Raw genomic sequence first — 19,477 nt, 5'->3', positions numbered from 1 at the left:
CGCAGATTTGCCAGAAATTCGCCCTAAGTGAGCATTTTGGTTTTACGTAGTTCACGTGGTGTAAGACCAAACAAATTTTTAAATTGTTCAGTAAATCGAGATTGAGATTGATAGCCACATTCAAAAGCAATATTTCCAATACTGGAGTTGGTGGTTTGAATAAGATGCAATCCATGGCCTAGTCTTACTCTATTACGAATGTCCTGAATGCTGTTTCCTTCACTTTTTAGTTTTCTTCTTAGAGTCGATGAACTCATAAAAAGTTGAGATGCGATAAATTCAGCTGTGAGTTCCGTAGATAAATGATCAGAAATTAATGCCTGAACTTTTTCACTCAAGCTTGTAGTCATATTTAGATTAGAGATATCGGTGTAACCAGAATAATAAATAAGGTCTAAAAGCTCCCTTTTTCTAAATTTAAACGCAGAAGGCGGGGCAATTAAAGAGAAGTCAATAAATTGATGCAGGGCACTTTCTAAAAGAGGATTAAGCTCGCCTTGAACATAGTTTTGAGGAGCGGTGATGATTTGAGGAAGAGCATTAAAATCTTCAAAATCAAACTCGATAAGAAGAGCGAAATATTCTTCTTGATCTGGAATATTACGCATATCAATGCTGGAGCTGTTGGCTAAAAAAATAAAAGAACCAGCTTCACAGTTAATATTTTCCGTTTTTCCAAGTTCTTTATATCCACTCAAAACAATAATCAGTAAGGGCTTAAAAATCGGAACGTTTGTGATTTTTTGCTCTTGGTAAGCTGAATAGACCGCAAAAGGCAGGTTTACGTTACTCTGCTCAAGCAGGCTTTTTTTAGCTAAAGAAATAAGATTCTTCATTGAATTTAAATGCTTAATAAAATTTAAGTTTTGTGATGGATATAAAAATTATCAATATTTTTTGGCTATTTTTAATGTTTGAGCCATTAAAAAAGCCTAAACCTTTTAAGTTTAAGCTTCTTTAAATTTTAATTCTGGCGGTGAGAGAGGGATTCGAACCCTCGATACGCGCAAACGTATACACACTTTCCAGGCGTGCTCCTTCAGCCACTCGGACACCTCACCAAGGCGTGCGATAGTAACTAAAAAAACGAGTCCTGCCAAGATTTAAGACGAGCATTACAGAAAAAAAATAATAGAGGTGATAAGATTGCGCTAAAAATCATATTGGTTTAATTACACAATGCAAAATACGGCCAAAAAAGCGACCTTGCCTGCCACGGCTTTGGCAGCTCTTGGAGTGGTCTTTGGAGACATCGGAACAAGTCCGCTCTATGCCTTGAAAGAGTCCTTCCATGCAGCGCATGGGTTGGGAATTCAGCCTGAAAACGTATTAGGAATTTTATCTATTATTTTTTGGTGCTTAATGCTGATCATCAGCATCAAGTATGTCGCTATTGTCATGCGTGCAGACAACAACGGCGAAGGCGGGATCATGGCCTTACTCGCATTGAACTTACGTAAAGCCAAAATTGCCGACAACAAAAAAATCTACATGATTGCCATTGGTTTTATCGGTGCATCGCTATTTTTTGGTGACGGTATTATTACCCCAGCCATTTCGGTATTGTCAGCCGTCGAAGGCTTGTCTATAGCCACCGATGTGTTTGACCCGTTCATCATGCCGATTGCGATTACCATTATCATCTCTTTGTTTTTGGTACAAAAACACGGTACGGCCTTTGTCGGTAAGTTTTTTGGCCCGATCACCATGGTGTGGTTTTTATCTTTAGGATTATTAGGCCTTCACAGTGTTATTCAGACCCCTGTGGTGTTGGGGATGTTCAGTCCACACTGGGCCATTCAGTTTATCTATCATCATCCAGTAATGACCTTTTTCATTATGGGCGCTGTGGTGTTAACGGTAACGGGTGGTGAAGCACTTTATGCCGATATGGGCCACTTCGGACCAGTACCAATCCGTATGGCATGGTTCTTTGTGGTGTTGCCATGCTTGGTTTTAAACTACGCAGGACAGGGCGCATTATTGCTCAGAGACCCAGCGGCAATTGAAAACCCGTTCTATTTATTGGTGCCGCAATGGGCGCTTTACCCAATGATTATTATGGCGACCATGGCAACGGTAATTGCTTCTCAAGCTGTAATTTCTGGGGTGTTTTCTCTTGCGCGCCAAGCGATTCAATTGGGTTATTTACCACGTTTAAGTATTAAACATACGTCTGAGTCTGAAGAAGGCCAGATCTATATTCCTTTCTTAAACTGGTTACTTTTAATCGCGATTATTATCCTAATCTTGATCTTCAAAAGCAGTTCGAACCTTGCAAGTGCGTATGGTTTAGCTGTGACCTTAACCATGCTGTGTGACACGATTTTGGTTGCGGTATTTATCTATTCAGCTTGGAAGTGGAGCCTGCCAAAAGTGCTGCTCCTGATTATTCCGTTCTTTATTTTAGAGTCGGTATTAGTCGGTGCAACTTCACTTAAAATCTTGTCGGGTGGTTGGGTGCCACTACTGATTGGTGCGATTGCCGTGACCATTTTAATGACATGGAAACGTGGTCGTGAGCTTACTTTTGCCAAGCTTGAACACGATACATTGTCGCTCGATTTGTTTGTAAAAAGTATTGGTAATAGCGTGCACTGGGTGCCGGGTGATGCAGTATTTATGACGGGTACGCCAAACGTTGTGCCACATGCCATGCTGCATAACATTAAGCATAACAAGGTGCTGCATCAGCGTAATATCTTGGTCACTGTAGTGATTGAAGATGTGCCTTATGTTGAACCTGAAGAGCGTATTACGACAGAAACATTAGCTGAACATTTCTTCCGTATTAAAATCTTCTACGGTTTTAAAGATGAAATGAATGTACCAAAAGCATTGATGCAAGCCTATGAACAGCTTGGTCTTGAGTATGACTTGATGCACATCAGCTTCTTCATTTCCCGTGATCGTATTGTTCATTCGGTGGGCGATGGTATGTCTCCATGGAGAGAAAAACTGTTTATCTCTATGCAGCGTAATACCAGTCCGGTGAGTGACTTCTACCAAATTCCAACCAACCGTGTGGTTGAGTTAGGTAGTCAAATCGAAATATAAAAATTGATGTAATAAAAAAACCAAGACATAAGTCTTGGTTTTTTTATGGCTCTGATTATTGAGCTTGTTGCATAGGTGCATCTGCTGGTAAAGCACCATCTTTTGCCATCGGGTCTGCCGACTGACTTGGATCTGCCGGAGGCGGTGGAGTGTTCGGATCTTGTGGCGCTGGAGGCGCTTGGTTCGGTGCAGGTGGCACTGCATCAGTTGGTGCTGCAGGAGGTGCCATTTCACCGCCTGCTGGAGGTGCTGGTGGAACGTCCGCAGGAATAGGAGCACCTGTAGGCGCTGCATTTGTTGGTGCAGCAGAAACTTGCTGTACTTGTCCGCTATTGACTAAATCGCTAATAGAGCCAGGTTGGCCATTTACGGTTGTGGTTACTTTTACTTTAGACAAACTTTCTAAAGTATCTCCTGGCTGCACTGCTGGCTCAGCCAAAGCGGCCATACTACATAATCCCGTGATTACGCCAATACCAATAATCTTTGAATGGATCATTAAGTGGACTCCGATTATATTTTTATCCAAATTTGTGGAGCTAACCATGTCATAAGCGATCAGTCTTTTTCAACGAAAGATACGCAATTGGCGCAATTCAATAGCCAAAGGCTCTCATAATTCCAACAGATTGTTACGTAATGGGTAATGGAGTTACAAAAAAGATGACCATGTTTTAACCATTTGAAAGATAAGAGATATACTTAAAAAAGCAGGATTGTTAAGCTGCGTGTGGACAGTGGTATTGATAGAAACATGGCAAGTAAAAAACGTAGTAAAGGTACAAACTCATTCTCTATAAGTCAGCATTTTGGCAAGATTATTCTTGCTTGTATTGCGGCTGGAAGTTTTGCGATTGCTTTTGGTAGTGAAAAGATTTCGCAGTGGTTTTCACCTTTAACGACTAACTCGACTTGTCTTAATCAGTTCTATCGTGAAGTTCCACCTGCTTTAAATAAAGACAGCCTAAAAAAAGACAGTTATCCGCTGTGTTTTAATGGCTTTAACGTTTTGTATTCAGGCATTTCTAAAACGCCGTTGTGGTCGGCTGAGCATTTAAATGCAGAACGTTTGAGTACCAAAATTAAGCGTGAAGATAACTTCCATGAAGAAACCCGTGTTGCTCAAAAACATCGGGCACTGTTAAGTGACTATCGCGGTTCAGGTTATGACCGCGGACATATGGCGCCTAACGGTGATATGCCAAATAAAGAATCCCAATCTGATAGTTTCTCGCTCAGCAACATGGTGCCTCAAGCCCCTAAAAATAACCAAGAAGTATGGCGTAAGCTCGAAGAAGCGACCCGTGCTATTGCCACTAAACAAAAACAAGATGTTTATGTAGTGACAGGTCCTGTTTTTGAAGGCAAACGTCTTAAGACGATTGGGCAGGGTGTCATTGTTCCTACCGCAGTTTATAAAGCGGTGTATATGCCAAAAACTGGCGCGATCGGTGCTTATTACGCACCTAACAATAATTCTCTACAAGTAAAGGTTGTGAGTGTTTGCTACCTTGAGGAGCGCTTAGGCGTTAACCTGTTCCCGCAGTTAACCGAGCAACAAAAGCGTAATGTCTATCGTCTACCTTTAACAGCGGGCCAAGTTAAGCCAAATCAAAAGCTAGACTATTTACACTGGGATGGTGAAAGTCAGTGTGAGCAAGACTTAAACGCTGACCAAATTCAAGCGCTACAAGACCAATTCAAAAAGCAAAAAACTGGTTCTTCGGAGCCAATGGAAGCAAAAGTTCCAACAATTGACGAAGAAACGAGAAAGGCGATTGTGAAACAACTGGTAGAAGCCTTGGTGAACTATTTCTTGCAAATAATGAAATAAGCAGCTTTTTTTGATTGTTATTGCAACACCGTAATTGATTAAAATAGAATCCATAGACAGATCTGTCTATGGATTCTATTTTAATAAGGACAATAACAATGTTTGCCTCGATGTTTCTTTTTTCATTTGCAATGTCTATAACCCCAGGGCCAGTAAACACTGTCATTTTATCAACCAGTTTAAATCACGGTTTAAAAAGATCGCTTCCCTATATTTCAGGCGCCACAATTGGTTTTACCTTGCTTTTAATTTTTATGGCATTTGGTCTTCAGAGTTTATTAACTCAGTTTCCTGTTGTATTAAAAATTCTTGCAGTTTGTGGAACGCTATTTGTTTGTTATATAGGCATAAAAATTATTCTTGCTGCCGCCAATATTTCCATTTCAAGTGCTCCTGTAGAGCAAATTATTATTCCTAATTTTAAAGATGGTTTCTTGTTACAGTGGCTCAACCCCAAGGCTTGGTTGGCTTGTGTGTCAGGCATTACCATGTTTACTAGCATTGAAAACCCGCAGTCGTTGCCGATCTTTATTATTATTTATTTCTTCACTTGCTACGCGTGTTTGTTCTTTTGGGGACTATGTGGTGATAAATTTTCAGTGGTGCTTAATCAGGGCAACCGTTTGAAATATTTTAATATCTTGATGGGAGCTTTCTTAATTTTATCGGCTCTTTTAATTTTGATCGATTTTTTTTAAATTGATCGTATTACACTGTGAAGATATAACAACGAGATAAGACCTATGTTTAAACCATTTGAAAAGGGTACAGAGTCTTCATCAATTGAAGATTTAACATTAGAAAATGATGTCGATTGCGTCAGCATTTACGGCAACTTGCAAATTACCAAAGACAAAGTCGGGTTAGAACAGGCAAAGGCATTGCAGAGCTTTTTAAATGATGTGGTGGCGGCTTTGGAAAAAGAAGAATTGCCTGAGAAAATTGAACGTCCAGCTGAACAAGAAATTAATAATCCGTTTTTATAATTTATGCATGCTATGCGTGATATTTAGTATGGTCATGCTGCCATACAGTCTTTAATACCACGTTAGACTTTATTAAGTGTGTATAGACACTTTTTACTTTTGAAAGCCCAAAAGTAAACAAAAGGCTTTGTTGATCAGAGGGTACATCCATGTACCCCTGCTCAACAGGTGACATCCATGTCACCTTCCGCGATAGTAGATTGTGTCTAAGAAGAGTTAATCCTTATCCCCAGCAACTACCTTATAAATAATCGCACCAATCACAGCCCCTAAAATCGGTGCCACCCAGAACAACCACAATTGACTTAATGCAGCCGTTTCAGCAAAGAACGCAACACCTGTACTACGTGCAGGGTTTACCGAAGTGTTCGTCACCGGAATACTGATTAAGTGAATGAGTGTTAAGCCTAAACCAATCGCAATAGGAGCGAAGCCAGCAGGCGCGCGGCGATCGGTTGCACCTAAAATAATGATTAAGAAGAAAGCAGTAAGTACCACTTCAATAATAAAAGCAGAACCTAAGCCAAATTTGTTTGGTGATAAATCACCGAAACCATTTGAAGCAAAACCACCAACACCGCTAAAGCCAGCTTGGCCTTGAGCAATAATGTAAAGAACAAATGCAGCAGCAGTCGCACCGACCACTTGAGCAACAATATAGGGAATCAAATCTTTAACATCGAAGCGGCCGCCAACCCAAAGGCCAACACTTACCGCGGGGTTAAAATGTCCACCTGAGATATGCCCTAGAGCATAAGCACCTGTGAGTACGGTTAAACCAAAGGCAAGGGCTACACCTGCAAAGCCAATACCAAGTTCAGGGAAAGCTGCGGCTAATACTGCACTACCACAACCACCAAAGACTAGCCAAAACGTACCTAGAAATTCAGCAAAATATTTATTCATTCTGATTACTCATTTATTTAATCTATTTTAATTAATGTGAATTACGTCACATAAATTTGAAGCATGTGACTATATGAAATTTTTGTTTTCAGTGTTGTTTTAATCAAGAAAAGATTTGTAAGTTTTGGTTGGTTATTCTTTGTCTAAAAATTGATCTCGCCATTGTTGTGGTGTTTGATTGGTCCAATGCTTGAATGCTCTTTGAAAAGCACTTTGTTCTGAATAACAAAGCAAAAGAGCAATCTCTTGTAAGCTTAAATGTGGATCTTTTAAATATTCAGTCGCAAGCATAAACCGCACTTGCTGTACACGTTCCTGAAATGTGGTGTTTTGTTGTTGCAAGTGACGTTGGAGCTGTCGGACTGAAAGGCCTAGTTGAGCTGCAATATATTCAATTTGATATTGGTCCTTTTGTAGTCCAGTCAAAATTGAATGCTGTAAGCGTTGATCAAGTTGTGTCGAATTTGGTAATTGTTCTAAAAGCGCTTGAGCTTGTTGAACCAGTAATTGTTGTAGCGTGTGGTCAGCACTGCTCAGAGGCTTATTAATTTCAGTAATTGGAATGAGTAATTGAGTACGGGGCTGGCTAAAACGAACTGGACATTGAAAGTATTGTTCATAAACCCTGATGTTTTTAGGTGGGGCATTTAAAAAATGCACTTCATGCAAATGCACATCTTGGTGAGACATAAAAAGACGTAAGAACTGAATCACCAACGCAATCGCGATTTCATCGGTAAGCTGGGTAGGGTGTAGCTCAGTCGCTTCCCAGCGAATAGAACCATATCTCCCTTGTAGCTCAACCACTAATGGGCTCCCGTCATAAATCAGACGGTGAAAATCATGATAGCGAATTAAGGCTTCACCTAAGTTGTCGCAAGAGAGCGCGAGGTAAGCAATAATCCCTAAGTGTTTGGGTTGCACATATTTGGCAATTTCTAGCCCTAAACCTGGCTTCGGGTCTAGTTTATAAATCACTTCTAATAGGTCACGCCAAACGACGTAGTCAAAGCGTTCCAGATTTTGAACTTGTTCTAATTGTTCAGGAATAGCTAACTGATTGGCTTCACAGTAAGCCTTTAAAAGATGCCCCAGTCCTCCATACACTGAGCCTGTATAATTTTTTAATTGTGGCATCCCTAACCACCTCTTTCTTGTCGTGATTTGTCAATGAAACCATAAATTCTGGTCAATACCTAGCATAACGAATTTTATATTCTGAATAAAAAGAAAAGGAGTTAGCTGATGTTAAAAGGGTTTATTGCAGGAATTGCGGTTGCAAATGCATTTGAATGGGTAGCACACAAATATATTTTGCATGGTGTACACCGTGCTGGAAAACCACGTTATAGCCCAGTACCAAAAAGCATGGAATCTCATTGGGCACACCATCGTGAAGTCCGCAAACAACAATTTCATGATGATTGCTATGTTGAGGGCGTTGGTAACTGGCGAACAAAAAATGAGTTAATTTCGCTTGCTGTAGTGGCAACCGTTTCAAGTGCAATGTTCTATCCATTTTCAAAAGGCATGGCTCTCGCAGCTTGGTACAGTGCAGGAAATTATTATTATATTCATCGCCGTGCACATTTAGAGCCTGACTGGGCAAAGCGTAAAATTCCATGGCATTACGACCACCACATGAACTCTAATCAAGACGCCAATTGGTGTGTGACCAAACCTTGGTTTGACTATGTAATGGGAACACGTGTGGTGTCTTCAGCAGATTTAAAAGAACAAAATCCTTTGGGTATTCGGTTGCCTACTTTATTTGCTAAACCGTTAACTCAAGCTGTAGAAAAAATCTTTCCAGCAAAATGGGTCGAGAAAAAAGAAAAATTAGAACTTCCTAGTGAAGTGAAAGAAATAGATGGTGCGGCATAAAAATTAAAGGGGCATATTGCCCCTTTAATTATGATTAAGCTTACAAGCGCATTTCGATGCCTTGTTCAGCCAAATATTGTTTAGCTTCTGGAATCGTATATTGACCAAAGTGGAAAATACTTGCTGCCAATACTGCATCGGCACCACCTTGTAAAATACCATCTGCAAGGTGTTGTAAGTTACCTACACCACCTGAGGCAATCGTTGGAATGGTAACGCGGTCATTAATAGCACGCATTAATGCAATATCGTAACCTGCTTTAGTACCATCCGCGTCCATACTGGTAATCAGCAACTCGCCCGCACCGTAGTCAGCCATTTTTACAGCCCATTCAATGGCATCAATACCCGTTGGTTTACGTCCACCGTGAGTAAAGATTTCCCATTTGTTATCGCCAGTTTTTTTGGCATCAATCGCAACCACAATGCATTGTGCGCCAAAGTGCTGAGAAGCTTCTTGAACAAATTCCGGATTAAATACGGCAGCCGAGTTAATACTCACTTTATCTGCACCTGCATTTAATAACGCACGAATATCTTCAACCTTACGTACACCACCACCGACAGTTAATGGCACAAATACAGTCTCGGCCATACGCTCAACAGTACGGTAAGTGGTATCACGTCCATGATGTGTAGCGGTAATGTCTAAGAAAGTAATTTCGTCTGCACCTTGTTCGTTATAGCGACGTGCCACTTCAACAGGGTCGCCAGCATCACGAATATCGAGGAATTGAACGCCTTTAACTACGCGTCCGTTATCAACGTCTAGGCAAGGAATAATACGTTTAGCAAGCATAGCTTTTTCCAAAAATAATCGCCGTTGGTGAAAGTTCCTACACAGGCGCTACACCTTCATGGAGGGAAGAGGTATTCTATCAAACTTCACAGATGTTTTTTGCAGGTTTTCCATGTCGGTTTATACCCCGTTGAGTTTAGATGAAGTTCGCACCTTTGCTGCACCTTATGGATTAGAGGTGTTGGAGCTGAACCCAATTCAGGGAGGTATTCAAAACACCAATTATTTTCTGGTTGATGTAAACCGCAAACAATATGTACTCACCGTATTTGAAGAGTTAGATGCACAAGGGGCAGGCGAACTCATTCCGGTACTTGAACAATTAGGGACTCATAATGTACCTGTTGCAGTGCCGTTAAAACATAGCGGACAAGCGGTTCATGTGATTGCAGACAAGCCTGCACAAATTGCACCACGTTTAATGGGGCACCATCCCATGCAAACTACAGTAGCCCAAGTTGCTGCAATTGCAGATGCACAGGCGAAGTTACATGTAGCTTTACAAGATTTTCCGCTTGAACGTGAATATCGCCGTGATCATCAATATTGGACAGGTGTTGCAGAGCAGCTTAAACCAAGCATGACTCAAGATGACCAAACTTTACTTGAGCAGGTCTATCAAGCTTTTAATGCGAAAACAGCGCAGTATTCAAATCGACCAACAGGTTTTATTCACTCTGATTTGTTCCGCGACAATACTTTGTTTGAAGGCGAGCAACTACAAGGTATTCTAGATTTTTACGAGTTAAATCAAGATGAGTTGCTGTTTGATATTGCGATTACCATTAATGATTTTTGTACCGAATATCCAGCAGCGCATTTAAACTCAGACAAAGTCGCAGCTTACTTAGCGGCATACCAAAAAGTTCGTACGCTTACATCAGATGAGCTTGCATGTTTAGATGTATTCTTGGCAATGGCAGCGTGCCGTTTTTGGTCAATGCGTTTGCAAGTTGCTCAAAAAAATAAAGAAGAAGGACGTACCGGCGATGACATTTTGCAAAAAGACCCGCAAGAAATGCGAGCAATGATGCAAGACCGTTTAAGTCATGTAAAAGCATAAAAGGGAATAAAGATGCGAGATCAGGGGCGTTTAGTCGAATGGTTCGACGAAAAAGGTTATGGCTTTATTCAGCCGGATGATGCTGAAAAAGAGCGAGTCTTTTTGCATATCAAAGATTTTGCACGCCCCGGACCTCGGCCAATTATTGGCTGTGCACTGGAATATCGGGTGATTCTCGATGAACGAGGCCGTTTTCGTGCTCAGCAGGTCACCTATTTAAAAGCATCTCAAACTCGAAAAGCGTCCAAGCCTGCAAAAGCAGAATCTTCTTTTCAAGCTAACCCTTGGTCTGCAATGCAAATGGGGATCGTGTTTTATTTCGTTTTAATGGGAATTATGAGTTTTATTCATATTTTACCCGCCTACACCTTGTTATTTGTTTTAATGATGAATGCCTTAAGTTATTGGCTCTATTCTCAAGATAAAGAAGCCGCACAATTGGGTAATCGCCGTGTACCTGAACAAACATTGCACATTGTTAGCTTTTTAGGAGGTTGGCCAGCTGCATGGTGGGCACAACAAAAACTGAGACATAAAACACAAAAACAACCCTTTCGTAAGATTTATTTTTGTACCATATTCTTTCATTTACTTTTGATTTTGTGGCTAATTTCTCCCTTAAACGTATTGCGGGGCTCATAAAAGTAAATCGTTTTATTAAACTTGAGAGGTATAAAAATGAATAGTTCTATCGACCAAGATCCAAATCGTACTTTAACACTTATTTTATATGTACTTTATATTGTTGCCATTTTTACAGGCGGCTTACTTGCGGTTATTGCTTTAATTATTAACTACGTAAAACGTTCTGATGTACAAGGCTCGATTTTCGCGAGCCACTTTACATGGCAAATCAGAACATTCTGGTGGTATCTGGCTTGGAATATTATTGCCTTTCTGCCGTTTATTTTCCTGTTCTTTACGGGCGAAAATACTAATCTATTTGCAGGCGTTGCCGTTTCATCGACCGTATTCTGTGTGGGCGTAATTGGTGCTGCGTGGATCTGGATTGTATATCGTGCAATTCGCGGCTTGATTGCGCTAAATGATAACCGTCCGATGTATCAACCTTAATAAATAAAAAAGAGAGCGTTAAGCTCTCTTTTTTTATTCTCGAATTCTTTTAGCTTTTTTAATTGGTAACTTAATTTTTAACTCACTGACTAAAACGCCTAATACCACCAAAGCCCCACCAAGAAGGGCAATCATTGACAAACGCTCACCTGCAATTCGGCCAATAATGCCCGCCCAAACAGGTTCGCCTGCATAAATAATTGCAGCACGTGAAGGATCAACCACACGTTGAGCCCAGTTCATAACAAATTGAATGAGCGCACTCGCTAAACCTAATGCAACAGCAATCAGTACTAGGGGCCATGAAAATGCTGGAATCGTATGTTCACCTACCATAGGCATGATGGCAAAAGAAAGTAGAGAAGCGACACCAAGTTGAATGATTGTGACGCGGCGTAAATTTACTTTTCCGGCAAAGTAGCTAATAAAAATAATTTCTAAAGCAATCGCAAAGGCGCCGAGTACTGTTAAAAGCTGCCCAAAACTTAAGGAAATTTGCTCAAAACCATTGCCCGTTAATAAAACAAGGCCAGCAAAAGCCAGAGCTGCTCCCACCCAAGTCATAATATGTGGAGTTTTTCTAAAGATGAGCCACATTAAAATAGGAACAAGTGGAACATATAGCGCTGTTAAAAATGCTGATTCACTACTCGGAATGGTTTGTAGGCCAATGGTCTGGGTGCCGTAGCCTGCCGCAATTACAAGACCAATCGCGCAACCCGCACCTAAGTCTTTTAAAGTGACACCTTTCATGCTTTTTAATGAAATAAGAATCAAAGTAAGAGCCGCTACAGCAAAACGACAGCCTACAAAAAACATAGGTGATGAAAAATGCAGTGCATACTGCACAGTAAGAAATGTTCCCCCCCAAATGATCGTAATCAAAATGAGTGCTAACTGTGGAGCTTTGCTTGAACTCAGAGAAATTGGTGACATACTCAAGTTAAATTAAATTGTGCAATATACTGCACATATTGCGCTATTCTTTTGTTTTGTGCAATATATTGCTCATATTTTATATACTACTTTAATTTATGAGCCAGTCGAGTACCGTTTTACAGCATGTAGGCACAAATATTCGTTCCTTAAGAGATGAGCGAGATTTGAGCCAGCAAGATTTGGCAGATCGGGCAGGTGTGAGTAGACGTACCATTGCTGCTTTGGAAACAGGGCAGGTTAATATTAGTTTGGCCAAACTCGATGCGATTGCGGTAGTGCTGGGTGTGGATTTTAAAACGATTGTGAGTGCACCTGAGCATAAAGAACATGCCCTAGTAAATGCACTCGCTTGGCAGGGTGAAGATGAAGAAAGTAAAGCAACCTTACTCGCTTCAGTTCCATCTCGTTCCCAAGTTGAACTTTGGATATGGTCCTTGGCTGTAGGGGAGTCTTACGTTGCGGAAGCAGATGCAGATGGATGGCAGGAAATTATTTACGTATTAGAAGGTGAGTTGACCATACAATTTACAGACAGCAAAAAAATAATACCTGCTGGTTCATCTTTCATTTTTGAAAGTTCTGTTACTTATACCTATATCAATAGTGGTAACCAAGTGCTTAAATTTACTCGTAATGTGGTGTATTGATTTGGAATTTAAGCTTTTTAATAAAATATATGTTTTTAAAATTTATGCAGTTTATTGAAGGCATATATGATGCATATGATCTATCTTAAAAACCTACGAATTCAATTTAAACAAAAAATATGAATAAGAGTAAATAAGGCAAGTTATGATATTTCTTGTGTAATGAAATTATTTTTAACTCGTTTTAATAGAAAAAAGATACAGAAATGAAGTTTTTATTAAGTTCACAAGATATTCAAAACTATAAATTTTTATGGCAGGTTTCTAAAGAAAATTATAAGAAACAGAAAGGTAGTATGTTTCTCATGTTTTTATTAGTGATGTTTACAGCATTCTTTACGACATTATTGCCATACTTGTTAAAAATTATTATTGATTACTCTGCACAGGCATATAACTTTTCACTAGATATTCGACTTCCATTTAATTTCTTATATCTAATCGTACTCGCATATGCGGCAGCATGGTTAGCGAATGAGTTATGTAATTGGACGAAAAATATTTTTAGTGCTTATTTGATGGTTGATTTCAAAAGTGCATTAATCTTTGCGGGACTAAAAAATTATTTAAATCTTAAAAAAGATGAGCAAGATCAAATTGAGGCTGGAACAGTGATCAGTGATCTTGCAAGAGGAAGTTCTGCTTTTGGTGAGATTAATTTAACGTTATTGCTTCATTTGGGACCGATCATTTTTCAATTGGTTATGATCTTTGCAGTGCTATTTACAACCATTAGCTTACTTTTTAGTATCAGTTTTTTATTGGTAGCTATTGTTATTTTTTTAGTTTCCTTTCATATCAATAAAACAAGCAGTTCTTTATTCGATTCGATGTATCAACAAGATAATCAGGTAAATAGCCATTTGATACATCAGATCTCAAATTCATATGAAATTAAAGTAAAAAATGCAGTACCGTTCCAATTATCAAAATTTAATACCACGTTAGACTCATTCATCAAAACAGCTAAAGATAGGAACAAGAAAATAGGGCTATTGATGATTTCTCAATTGTTCCTGATCTTTCTTTTTTTACTCTTTTTTATGTTATTTACCGTATTTCTTTCAACTGAAAAGCAGCTTACACCGGGTGCTTTTGTATTGATAAGTACCTATATTATTCAACTCACCAATCCATTTCTGGCGGTTTCCCAAAGCTTGATGCGTTTAAATGGCAACTTTGTCGCCTTGGCAAAATATCGAAAATACTTTGATCTCAATAAAGAAAATTATACGCATTCTATCGTTCAAGACTCTAACGTTCTCTTTCAATTTATAAATGCTAAATTTTTACTTGGGAAACGAGCCGTAGATCATTTTAATTTAAAAATATTACCCAATAAAACGTATGTAGTGATTGGGCAAACTGGCTTGGGAAAAACTTCTCTAATGAATTATTTAATGGGTGTCTACCAGATTCAATCAGGGCAGCTTTGCTATAAGAATATTGATATTAGCCAAAATTTCTCTAAGCATATTTTTGATGAGGTTGTTTACGTTGCACAGCAACCAGTTATTTTTCCTTATTCCCTTAGAGATAATTTAGTTTATAACTCCTCGCACATATATGAGGATTCTTACTTACTTCAGATGCTTGATCAATTTAATCTATTACATATTTTGAAAAAGCATCAACTAACGCTCGATGATGATTTAGCTGAAATTTATAAGAATTTTTCAGGAGGAGAAAAGCAAAGAATTTGCATTCTTCGAGGTCTTTTAGCTCGCCCGCAGCTCATCATCCTAGACGAACCAACTGCCGCCTTGGATCTAGATACTGCAAAAAATATACTTGAATATATTCAGCAGGTTGTTCCATCCGTGATCATGATTACGCATTCACCGTATGCGATGGAAATTGCGGATGAGGTAATCGATTTAGAAAAGTTATTAAACTAAAGATAATCAAAAAATAAAAAAGAGCCTAAAGCGGCTCTTTTTTTACATCTTAAGAATTAAAGACGGTTTTCATCCAACAAAAGCTGAGCTTCACGAAGATTTAAAGTACCTTCATAAATTGCGCGGCCTGTGATCGCGCCTAAAATGCCCGGTTGACCTTTTAAGTTACGAACGTCATCAAGGTTGGTAACACCACCAGAAGCAATCACTGGTAAGCCTGAGTATTCAGCCAAGTTTACAGTCTGCTCAACGTTTACACCTTGCATCATGCCATCACGCGCAATATCTGTATAAACAATGCTAGACACGCCTGCATCTGCAAAACGTTTTGCTAAATCAGTTGCTTTAACGTCAGTAACGTTTGCCCAGCCATCAGTTGCAACCATACCATTCATGGCATCAATACCAACAATGATGTGGCCAGCAAAGCGCTTGCAAGCTTCTTCTACAAATTCAGGTTCTTGAACTGCTTTAGTACCAATAATGACAAAAGTCACGCCAGCTTCTAAGTAGTGCTCGATAGTCTCTAGTGAGCGAATACCACCACCAATTTGAATTGGTAATTCTGGCTGAGCTTTAGCAATTGCTTCAACAACAGGCTTATGAATTGGAGTACCTGCGAAAGCGCCATTCAAATCAACCAAATGCAAACGACGTGCGCCTTCATTTACCCAATGCTGGGCAGTTGCAACTGGATCGTCAGAGAAAACGGTATCGTCTTCCATACGCCCTTGTTTTAAACGCACACATTTACCATCTTTCAGGTCAATTGCTGGAATGATTAGCATGCTTCCGCTCCTTGCTTCATCATGATTATGAAATTGTGCACATCTTAGCAAAGTATTGATCAATCGCTAAGCCTTAGAAAAGACTTTTATAACTTTACGCTTGAAGTGCAGTTTGAATCGTTTGTGAAATGTGAGTCGGTAATAGGTTTTGTTTACGAAGCTCTAAAAATACCAGTAGAGCTGCATAAGCATCGGCAGCGGCATAACTGATTTGTTGTGATGTAAGTGGCTTTCGTGCCCAATTTGAAGTTCCAACTTTTTTCGACTTTGCAAGATATTGCCCAAATAGCAGAGCAATTGCTTTTTGGACCCCCATTTGCTGTGTAAAACCAAAGTGACTAAAGCCTTTTGCTAGGTCGACACAACTTTCTAGCTCAATGCCTTTTTTATGAAAAATGTGTTTATCATTTTTAAGGCCAAAGCCAACTTTAATTTGCTGAGGGTTAGACAAAACGGGCTGTAAAAATTTTAAAGTCGATGAGTTGACATGAAATAGATAGGCTTTTTTTGCTGTGGCAAGCTGAATCAAATGTGGACCTGTTGACACTTCACCCACTCGAAAAGTCGGTTTAGATTCAGAATCAAATCCCAAAATTACAGCATTTTTTAATTCTTCTTCAATAGTTTTGCATTGCTCAATATTTTCAATCACGACAATATTTTGATAGGTGAGATTTTCAAAAGGAGGGAGCTGCTGAATAGAGGCTTTATCAAGGAGGGGAGAGGCTTCGGACATATTTAACAGCATACAAATGAATTGAGCTATTAGCTTTATATATGAATAAAGCCTAGAGAACTAGGCTTTATGACTTTCTTTAAAAATTATTGAGACTGAGACGGTGTACCAATGACCACACTTTCGCTTTTCTCAACATAGCCTTCATAGGTCGGAGCCATGATTGTAGCAACAATGGCAAAAACAAAAGCAAGTGGAATTAGGACAATATAAATCCAGCCTAAAACGCGTTCCCAACCAGGGGTAGGGCGCTGCGGACCATAATCATTATTGCCTTCCGTACCTTTTGCCGCAAAGAGATAAATCATAAAAATGAGGTTTACGGCAGGGATCAACATCAGTAACGATAGCCATCCTGTATTATTGCGGTCATGCAAACGGCGGATGGTAAATACAAAGCTTACATAGAGGCAAACAATATAAAGAATGGCGATAACAATCATGCCTGCCATAGAAAGGCCTGTTAGTTCCTGACTAGATGTAAATCCAAAAGTAAAAGCGATGATGACAACAGCGATACCGATGACGAGTGAAAATAAGAATGTCCAAGCAGCATAAGAGAGTCGTCCAAAACGACCATTAGCTTTAAAGGGGGAATCTTGTTGAAGTGGCTGATTTTCGAAAGGTGAATTCATTTTGTTTTCCTGATCATTTGGTTTTATTTAAAAGTATAAATATTCAATATTTTGTTGAATAAAATATCATTCTATAAATGATTAGTTGTTATTATAAATAAAAAAAAAGATCAGGCCATCTCGACCTGATCTTTTTCAGTTTTGAATCAGATTAAATATTCCATTCCACAAAGTTTTTAAGTAACTGCAAACCAGCAGTATGACTTTTCTCTGGATGGAATTGAGTTGCGAATAAATTATCTTTGTGAATGGCTGTGCAGAAGTTCACACCATACTCACATGTGGCGGCAACTAAGCTTTCATCTTTTGGTTCGACATAGTAGCTATGTACAAAGTAGAAGCGAGCATCTTGTTCGATGTTGTTCCACATTGGATGGCTTGGGTCCATTTGGTGAACTTGGTTCCAGCCCATGTGTGGTACTTTTAAACCTTCCATTTGAGGGAAATGTTTTACTACGCCGTCAAAAATACCTAATGCGTCTACACCGCCATTTTCTTCAGAACTTTGTAGTAATGCTTGCATGCCTACGCAAATCGCAAGAACAGGTTTATTAAAAGCGGCTTTACGTACTACTTCATCGATACCTGCTTCACGCATACCTTGCATGCAGTCACGCATTGCACCAACGCCCGGAAAAACAATTTTGTCAGCTTGTGCAATTAACTTTGGGTCATTGGTTACATCGACTGTTGCACCTACATGCTCAAGTGCTTTAGCCGCTGAGTGTAGATTGCCCATGCCATAATCAAGTAACGCGATACGTGTCATTAGAGGCTACCTTTTGTCGATGCAATCGTATTTTCTGCACGTGGATCAACTTCACATGCCATACGTAAAGCACGAGCAAGTGCTTTGAACACACTTTCAATTTGATGGTGGCTATTTTTACCTTTCAAATTATCGATGTGTAAGGTCATAAGCGCATGGTTTACGAAGCCTTGGAAAAACTCAGAAAATAAATCGACATCAAATGTACCGATGCGCGCACGAGTAAATGGAATATCCATGAATAAACCCGGACGACCAGATAAATCGACAACAACGCGAGATAAAGCTTCGTCTAATGGTGCATAAAAATGACCATAGCGTTTTAAACCTTTTTTATCACCCAAAGCTTGTGCAAAAGCTTGTCCAAGCGTGATACCACAGTCTTCTACGGTGTGGTGATCATCAATCTCGAGGTCTCCGTCACAATGAATATCGATATCAAATAAGCCATGTCGCTTGATTTGATCAATCATATGGTCTAAAAATGGAACTCCAGTGTTTAGTGTGCCTTGACCAGTACCGTCGAGATTTAAACGAACTCGAATTTTGGTTTCATTGGTATTTCTAACCACTTCACTGATACGTTGCGTCATGGACACGTTCCTCAAAAAACGTCAAAAATGATTGGATGTTAACGACAATTTCGCTGTGACGAATTCGTGACAGCATCATAGTTTGCTCAGGAGGGTTAATCAATGCCTATTACCGTACATGCTTATAGTTCTCTAGATAATTCAGAGATCCGCGATCAGCTTGAGCGACTGTATGATACAAGTCCGGAGTTTGGTGACGGGCACGATGCGATTGAACAACTTGAACAAGATTTACAACAGTATACCACGCTATACACTGCCGAATTTAACACCAAAATTATAGGTGCAATTTGGTCTTCAGGACAAGGCGAAAGCAAGGTTCTTGAATATATTGTTGTGCACCCTGCGAATCGTGGTCGTGGGGTAGCTGAGCGCTTAGTTGAAGAAGCTTGCCGCATAGAAGAGTCAAAAGGTGTTAAAACTTTTGAACCAGGCTGTGGCGCGATTCATCGCTGTTTGGCTCACATTGGTAAATTACATCACTAAAAGCTTCTATTATTTTGTGGTTGTGATTTAAAAATAATCACTTGTTACAAAAAACACGGAAGTTGCTTGACGTCTTCTTATAAACATTGTTTAATACGCCCACTTCGGCGTGATAGCTCAGTAGGTAGAGCAACGGATTGAAAATCCGTGTGTCCCCAGTTCGATCCTGGGTCTCGCCACCATTATTTGTGTTTTCAATCCCTGATCCCATCAGGGATTTTTTTTAAGTATAAAAAATACTCATTTAAATCAGAAACTCAGGATAATTGTTGACTATTGTTCTGAGATACGGCTTAATACAGGCCATCGGCGTGATAGCTCAGTAGGTAGAGCAACGGATTGAAAATCCGTGTGTCCCCAGTTCGATCCTGGGTCTCGCCACC

At 39.6% G+C, this 19,477-nt stretch carries 23 protein-coding genes and 3 tRNA genes; 13 read left to right on the top strand and 13 right to left on the bottom strand.

Features of this window, described 5'->3' with window-relative positions; genetic code table 11:
• Positions 1-23: 23 nt before the first annotated feature.
• Positions 24-836, bottom strand: a complete 813-nt coding sequence (locus tag RMA94_RS04825) for an AraC family transcriptional regulator (RefSeq protein WP_311082038.1) — start codon at positions 834-836, stop codon at positions 24-26.
• Positions 837-971: 135 nt separating this feature from the next.
• Positions 972-1,061 (bottom strand) — tRNA-Ser (locus tag RMA94_RS04820).
• Positions 1,062-1,179: 118 nt separating this feature from the next.
• Here RMA94_RS04820 and RMA94_RS04815 point away from each other — a divergent pair.
• A complete protein-coding gene (locus RMA94_RS04815) occupies positions 1,180-3,057 on the top strand; it encodes a potassium transporter Kup (RefSeq protein ID WP_032053315.1) in 1,878 nt (625 codons plus the stop codon).
• A gap of 55 nt (positions 3,058-3,112) precedes the next feature.
• Here the strand turns inward: RMA94_RS04815 and RMA94_RS04810 are convergent, their stop codons facing one another.
• Complete coding sequence (locus tag RMA94_RS04810) at positions 3,113-3,556, bottom strand: hypothetical protein (protein WP_005066985.1); 444 nt, start codon at positions 3,554-3,556, stop codon at positions 3,113-3,115.
• Positions 3,557-3,811: 255 nt separating this feature from the next.
• Here RMA94_RS04810 and RMA94_RS04805 point away from each other — a divergent pair, with 255 nt between their 5' ends.
• The 3 genes from RMA94_RS04805 (at position 3,812) to RMA94_RS04795 (ending at position 5,877) form a co-directional block, all read left to right on the top strand.
• The gene (locus RMA94_RS04805; protein ID WP_311082037.1) at positions 3,812-4,891 is read left to right on the top strand and encodes a DNA/RNA non-specific endonuclease; all 1,080 of its coding nucleotides are present in this window, start codon (positions 3,812-3,814) and stop codon (positions 4,889-4,891) included.
• 98 nt (positions 4,892-4,989) lie between these two features.
• Positions 4,990-5,589, top strand: coding sequence for a LysE family translocator (locus RMA94_RS04800; protein ID WP_033848974.1), 600 nt, complete (start codon positions 4,990-4,992; stop codon positions 5,587-5,589).
• A 45-nt stretch (positions 5,590-5,634) separates the two neighbouring features.
• Positions 5,635-5,877 (top strand): hypothetical protein, encoded by a 243-nt coding sequence (locus RMA94_RS04795; protein ID WP_000476055.1) that lies wholly within the window; start codon positions 5,635-5,637, stop codon positions 5,875-5,877.
• A 10-nt stretch (positions 5,878-5,887) separates the two neighbouring features.
• On the opposite strand, the gene RMA94_RS04790 is transcribed toward RMA94_RS04795, so the two are convergent.
• The 3 genes from RMA94_RS04790 to RMA94_RS04780 all read right to left on the bottom strand — a co-directional run bounded on the left by RMA94_RS04790 (position 5,888) and on the right by RMA94_RS04780 (position 7,920).
• Entirely contained in the window at positions 5,888-6,052 is a 165-nt protein-coding gene (locus RMA94_RS04790; protein ID WP_081313922.1) for a hypothetical protein, read from the bottom strand.
• Positions 6,053-6,093: 41 nt separating this feature from the next.
• Entirely contained in the window at positions 6,094-6,783 is a 690-nt protein-coding gene (gene aqpZ / locus RMA94_RS04785) for an aquaporin Z (protein ID WP_016803075.1), read from the bottom strand.
• 132 nt (positions 6,784-6,915) lie between these two features.
• Positions 6,916-7,920 (bottom strand): AraC family transcriptional regulator ligand-binding domain-containing protein, encoded by a 1,005-nt coding sequence (locus tag RMA94_RS04780; RefSeq protein WP_311082033.1) that lies wholly within the window; start codon positions 7,918-7,920, stop codon positions 6,916-6,918.
• Positions 7,921-8,028: 108 nt separating this feature from the next.
• On the opposite strand from RMA94_RS04780, the gene RMA94_RS04775 reads away from it, so the two are divergent.
• Positions 8,029-8,667, top strand: coding sequence for a hypothetical protein (locus tag RMA94_RS04775; protein ID WP_311082031.1), 639 nt, complete (start codon positions 8,029-8,031; stop codon positions 8,665-8,667).
• Positions 8,668-8,707: 40 nt separating this feature from the next.
• On the opposite strand, the gene hisF is transcribed toward RMA94_RS04775, so the two are convergent.
• Positions 8,708-9,466 carry an imidazole glycerol phosphate synthase subunit HisF gene (hisF, locus tag RMA94_RS04770; protein WP_000880078.1) on the bottom strand — a complete coding sequence of 253 codons (759 nt, stop codon included), beginning with the start codon at positions 9,464-9,466 and terminating at the stop codon, positions 8,708-8,710.
• Between the two features lie 112 nt (positions 9,467-9,578).
• Here hisF and RMA94_RS04765 point away from each other — a divergent pair, with 112 nt between their 5' ends.
• Genes RMA94_RS04765 through RMA94_RS04755 form a run of 3 tightly spaced genes read left to right on the top strand, consistent with a single transcriptional unit; the run spans position 9,579 to position 11,603 of the window.
• Positions 9,579-10,529: a homoserine kinase gene (locus RMA94_RS04765; RefSeq protein ID WP_311082030.1), complete on the top strand. Its 951-nt coding sequence runs from the start codon at positions 9,579-9,581 to the stop codon at positions 10,527-10,529.
• Between the two features lie 12 nt (positions 10,530-10,541).
• Positions 10,542-11,171 (top strand): DUF1294 domain-containing protein, encoded by a 630-nt coding sequence (locus RMA94_RS04760; RefSeq protein WP_005078530.1) that lies wholly within the window; start codon positions 10,542-10,544, stop codon positions 11,169-11,171.
• A gap of 36 nt (positions 11,172-11,207) precedes the next feature.
• Complete coding sequence (locus tag RMA94_RS04755) at positions 11,208-11,603, top strand: hypothetical protein (protein WP_009391942.1); 396 nt, start codon at positions 11,208-11,210, stop codon at positions 11,601-11,603.
• A 33-nt stretch (positions 11,604-11,636) separates the two neighbouring features.
• Here the strand turns inward: RMA94_RS04755 and RMA94_RS04750 are convergent, their stop codons facing one another.
• On the bottom strand, positions 11,637-12,539 hold the full coding sequence (locus RMA94_RS04750; protein WP_311082027.1) for a DMT family transporter: 903 nt from the start codon (positions 12,537-12,539) through the stop codon (positions 11,637-11,639).
• Between the two features lie 98 nt (positions 12,540-12,637).
• On the opposite strand from RMA94_RS04750, the gene RMA94_RS04745 reads away from it, so the two are divergent.
• Positions 12,638-13,189 (top strand): XRE family transcriptional regulator, encoded by a 552-nt coding sequence (locus tag RMA94_RS04745; protein ID WP_311082025.1) that lies wholly within the window; start codon positions 12,638-12,640, stop codon positions 13,187-13,189.
• A gap of 206 nt (positions 13,190-13,395) precedes the next feature.
• The gene (locus RMA94_RS04740) at positions 13,396-15,087 is read left to right on the top strand and encodes an ABC transporter ATP-binding protein (RefSeq protein WP_311082022.1); all 1,692 of its coding nucleotides are present in this window, start codon (positions 13,396-13,398) and stop codon (positions 15,085-15,087) included.
• A gap of 56 nt (positions 15,088-15,143) precedes the next feature.
• Here the strand turns inward: RMA94_RS04740 and hisA are convergent, their stop codons facing one another.
• The 5 genes from hisA to hisB all read right to left on the bottom strand — a co-directional run bounded on the left by hisA (position 15,144) and on the right by hisB (position 18,608).
• Positions 15,144-15,875, bottom strand: a complete 732-nt coding sequence (gene hisA / locus RMA94_RS04735; RefSeq protein WP_311082020.1) for a 1-(5-phosphoribosyl)-5-[(5-phosphoribosylamino)methylideneamino]imidazole-4-carboxamide isomerase — start codon at positions 15,873-15,875, stop codon at positions 15,144-15,146.
• A gap of 94 nt (positions 15,876-15,969) precedes the next feature.
• Positions 15,970-16,611, bottom strand: a complete 642-nt coding sequence (locus tag RMA94_RS04730) for a 3'-5' exonuclease (RefSeq protein ID WP_311082018.1) — start codon at positions 16,609-16,611, stop codon at positions 15,970-15,972.
• 86 nt (positions 16,612-16,697) lie between these two features.
• Positions 16,698-17,246 (bottom strand): DUF805 domain-containing protein, encoded by a 549-nt coding sequence (locus tag RMA94_RS04725; RefSeq protein ID WP_311082017.1) that lies wholly within the window; start codon positions 17,244-17,246, stop codon positions 16,698-16,700.
• Between the two features lie 151 nt (positions 17,247-17,397).
• Positions 17,398-18,015, bottom strand: a complete 618-nt coding sequence (gene hisH, locus RMA94_RS04720) for an imidazole glycerol phosphate synthase subunit HisH (protein ID WP_086264771.1) — start codon at positions 18,013-18,015, stop codon at positions 17,398-17,400.
• Positions 18,015-18,608 (bottom strand): imidazoleglycerol-phosphate dehydratase HisB, encoded by a 594-nt coding sequence (gene hisB / locus RMA94_RS04715; protein WP_002116767.1) that lies wholly within the window; start codon positions 18,606-18,608, stop codon positions 18,015-18,017. Before hisB ends, hisH begins: the two co-directional genes overlap by 1 nt.
• A 102-nt stretch (positions 18,609-18,710) precedes the next feature.
• On the opposite strand from hisB, the gene RMA94_RS04710 reads away from it, so the two are divergent.
• The 3 genes from RMA94_RS04710 (at position 18,711) to RMA94_RS04700 (ending at position 19,475) form a co-directional block, all read left to right on the top strand.
• Positions 18,711-19,094, top strand: a complete 384-nt coding sequence (locus RMA94_RS04710) for a GNAT family N-acetyltransferase (protein WP_002116928.1) — start codon at positions 18,711-18,713, stop codon at positions 19,092-19,094.
• Positions 19,095-19,200: 106 nt separating this feature from the next.
• A tRNA-Phe gene (locus RMA94_RS04705) sits at positions 19,201-19,276 on the top strand.
• Positions 19,277-19,402: 126 nt separating this feature from the next.
• A tRNA-Phe gene (locus tag RMA94_RS04700) sits at positions 19,403-19,475 on the top strand.
• Positions 19,476-19,477: the final 2 nt, after the last annotated feature.

It is taken from the genome of Acinetobacter sp. V115_6 (assembly GCF_031799025.1).
Taxonomy (GTDB): Bacteria; Pseudomonadota; Gammaproteobacteria; order Pseudomonadales; family Moraxellaceae; genus Acinetobacter; species Acinetobacter pittii.
Note: the sequence above shows the minus strand (reverse complement) of the source record. Positions and strands in the feature narration are given on the sequence as shown.

What these genes read in the sequence shown, in the direction of transcription:
- RMA94_RS04825 (WP_311082038.1), bottom strand. Translation starts at nt 836, where the DNA reads ATGAAGAATCTTATTTCTTTAGCTAAAAAAAGCCTGCTTGAGCAGAGT.
- RMA94_RS04815 (WP_032053315.1), top strand. Translation starts at nt 1,180, where the DNA reads ATGCAAAATACGGCCAAAAAAGCGACCTTGCCTGCCACGGCTTTGGCA.
- RMA94_RS04810 (WP_005066985.1), bottom strand. Translation starts at nt 3,556, where the DNA reads ATGATCCATTCAAAGATTATTGGTATTGGCGTAATCACGGGATTATGT.
- RMA94_RS04805 (WP_311082037.1), top strand. Translation starts at nt 3,812, where the DNA reads ATGGCAAGTAAAAAACGTAGTAAAGGTACAAACTCATTCTCTATAAGT.
- RMA94_RS04800 (WP_033848974.1), top strand. Translation starts at nt 4,990, where the DNA reads ATGTTTGCCTCGATGTTTCTTTTTTCATTTGCAATGTCTATAACCCCA.
- RMA94_RS04795 (WP_000476055.1), top strand. Translation starts at nt 5,635, where the DNA reads ATGTTTAAACCATTTGAAAAGGGTACAGAGTCTTCATCAATTGAAGAT.
- RMA94_RS04790 (WP_081313922.1), bottom strand. Translation starts at nt 6,052, where the DNA reads ATGTCACCTGTTGAGCAGGGGTACATGGATGTACCCTCTGATCAACAA.
- aqpZ (WP_016803075.1), bottom strand. Translation starts at nt 6,783, where the DNA reads ATGAATAAATATTTTGCTGAATTTCTAGGTACGTTTTGGCTAGTCTTT.
- RMA94_RS04780 (WP_311082033.1), bottom strand. Translation starts at nt 7,920, where the DNA reads ATGCCACAATTAAAAAATTATACAGGCTCAGTGTATGGAGGACTGGGG.
- RMA94_RS04775 (WP_311082031.1), top strand. Translation starts at nt 8,029, where the DNA reads ATGTTAAAAGGGTTTATTGCAGGAATTGCGGTTGCAAATGCATTTGAA.
- hisF (WP_000880078.1), bottom strand. Translation starts at nt 9,466, where the DNA reads ATGCTTGCTAAACGTATTATTCCTTGCCTAGACGTTGATAACGGACGC.
- RMA94_RS04765 (WP_311082030.1), top strand. Translation starts at nt 9,579, where the DNA reads ATGTCGGTTTATACCCCGTTGAGTTTAGATGAAGTTCGCACCTTTGCT.
- RMA94_RS04760 (WP_005078530.1), top strand. Translation starts at nt 10,542, where the DNA reads ATGCGAGATCAGGGGCGTTTAGTCGAATGGTTCGACGAAAAAGGTTAT.
- RMA94_RS04755 (WP_009391942.1), top strand. Translation starts at nt 11,208, where the DNA reads ATGAATAGTTCTATCGACCAAGATCCAAATCGTACTTTAACACTTATT.
- RMA94_RS04750 (WP_311082027.1), bottom strand. Translation starts at nt 12,539, where the DNA reads ATGTCACCAATTTCTCTGAGTTCAAGCAAAGCTCCACAGTTAGCACTC.
- RMA94_RS04745 (WP_311082025.1), top strand. Translation starts at nt 12,638, where the DNA reads ATGAGCCAGTCGAGTACCGTTTTACAGCATGTAGGCACAAATATTCGT.
- RMA94_RS04740 (WP_311082022.1), top strand. Translation starts at nt 13,396, where the DNA reads ATGAAGTTTTTATTAAGTTCACAAGATATTCAAAACTATAAATTTTTA.
- hisA (WP_311082020.1), bottom strand. Translation starts at nt 15,875, where the DNA reads ATGCTAATCATTCCAGCAATTGACCTGAAAGATGGTAAATGTGTGCGT.
- RMA94_RS04730 (WP_311082018.1), bottom strand. Translation starts at nt 16,611, where the DNA reads ATGTCCGAAGCCTCTCCCCTCCTTGATAAAGCCTCTATTCAGCAGCTC.
- RMA94_RS04725 (WP_311082017.1), bottom strand. Translation starts at nt 17,246, where the DNA reads ATGAATTCACCTTTCGAAAATCAGCCACTTCAACAAGATTCCCCCTTT.
- hisH (WP_086264771.1), bottom strand. Translation starts at nt 18,015, where the DNA reads ATGACACGTATCGCGTTACTTGATTATGGCATGGGCAATCTACACTCA.
- hisB (WP_002116767.1), bottom strand. Translation starts at nt 18,608, where the DNA reads ATGACGCAACGTATCAGTGAAGTGGTTAGAAATACCAATGAAACCAAA.
- RMA94_RS04710 (WP_002116928.1), top strand. Translation starts at nt 18,711, where the DNA reads ATGCCTATTACCGTACATGCTTATAGTTCTCTAGATAATTCAGAGATC.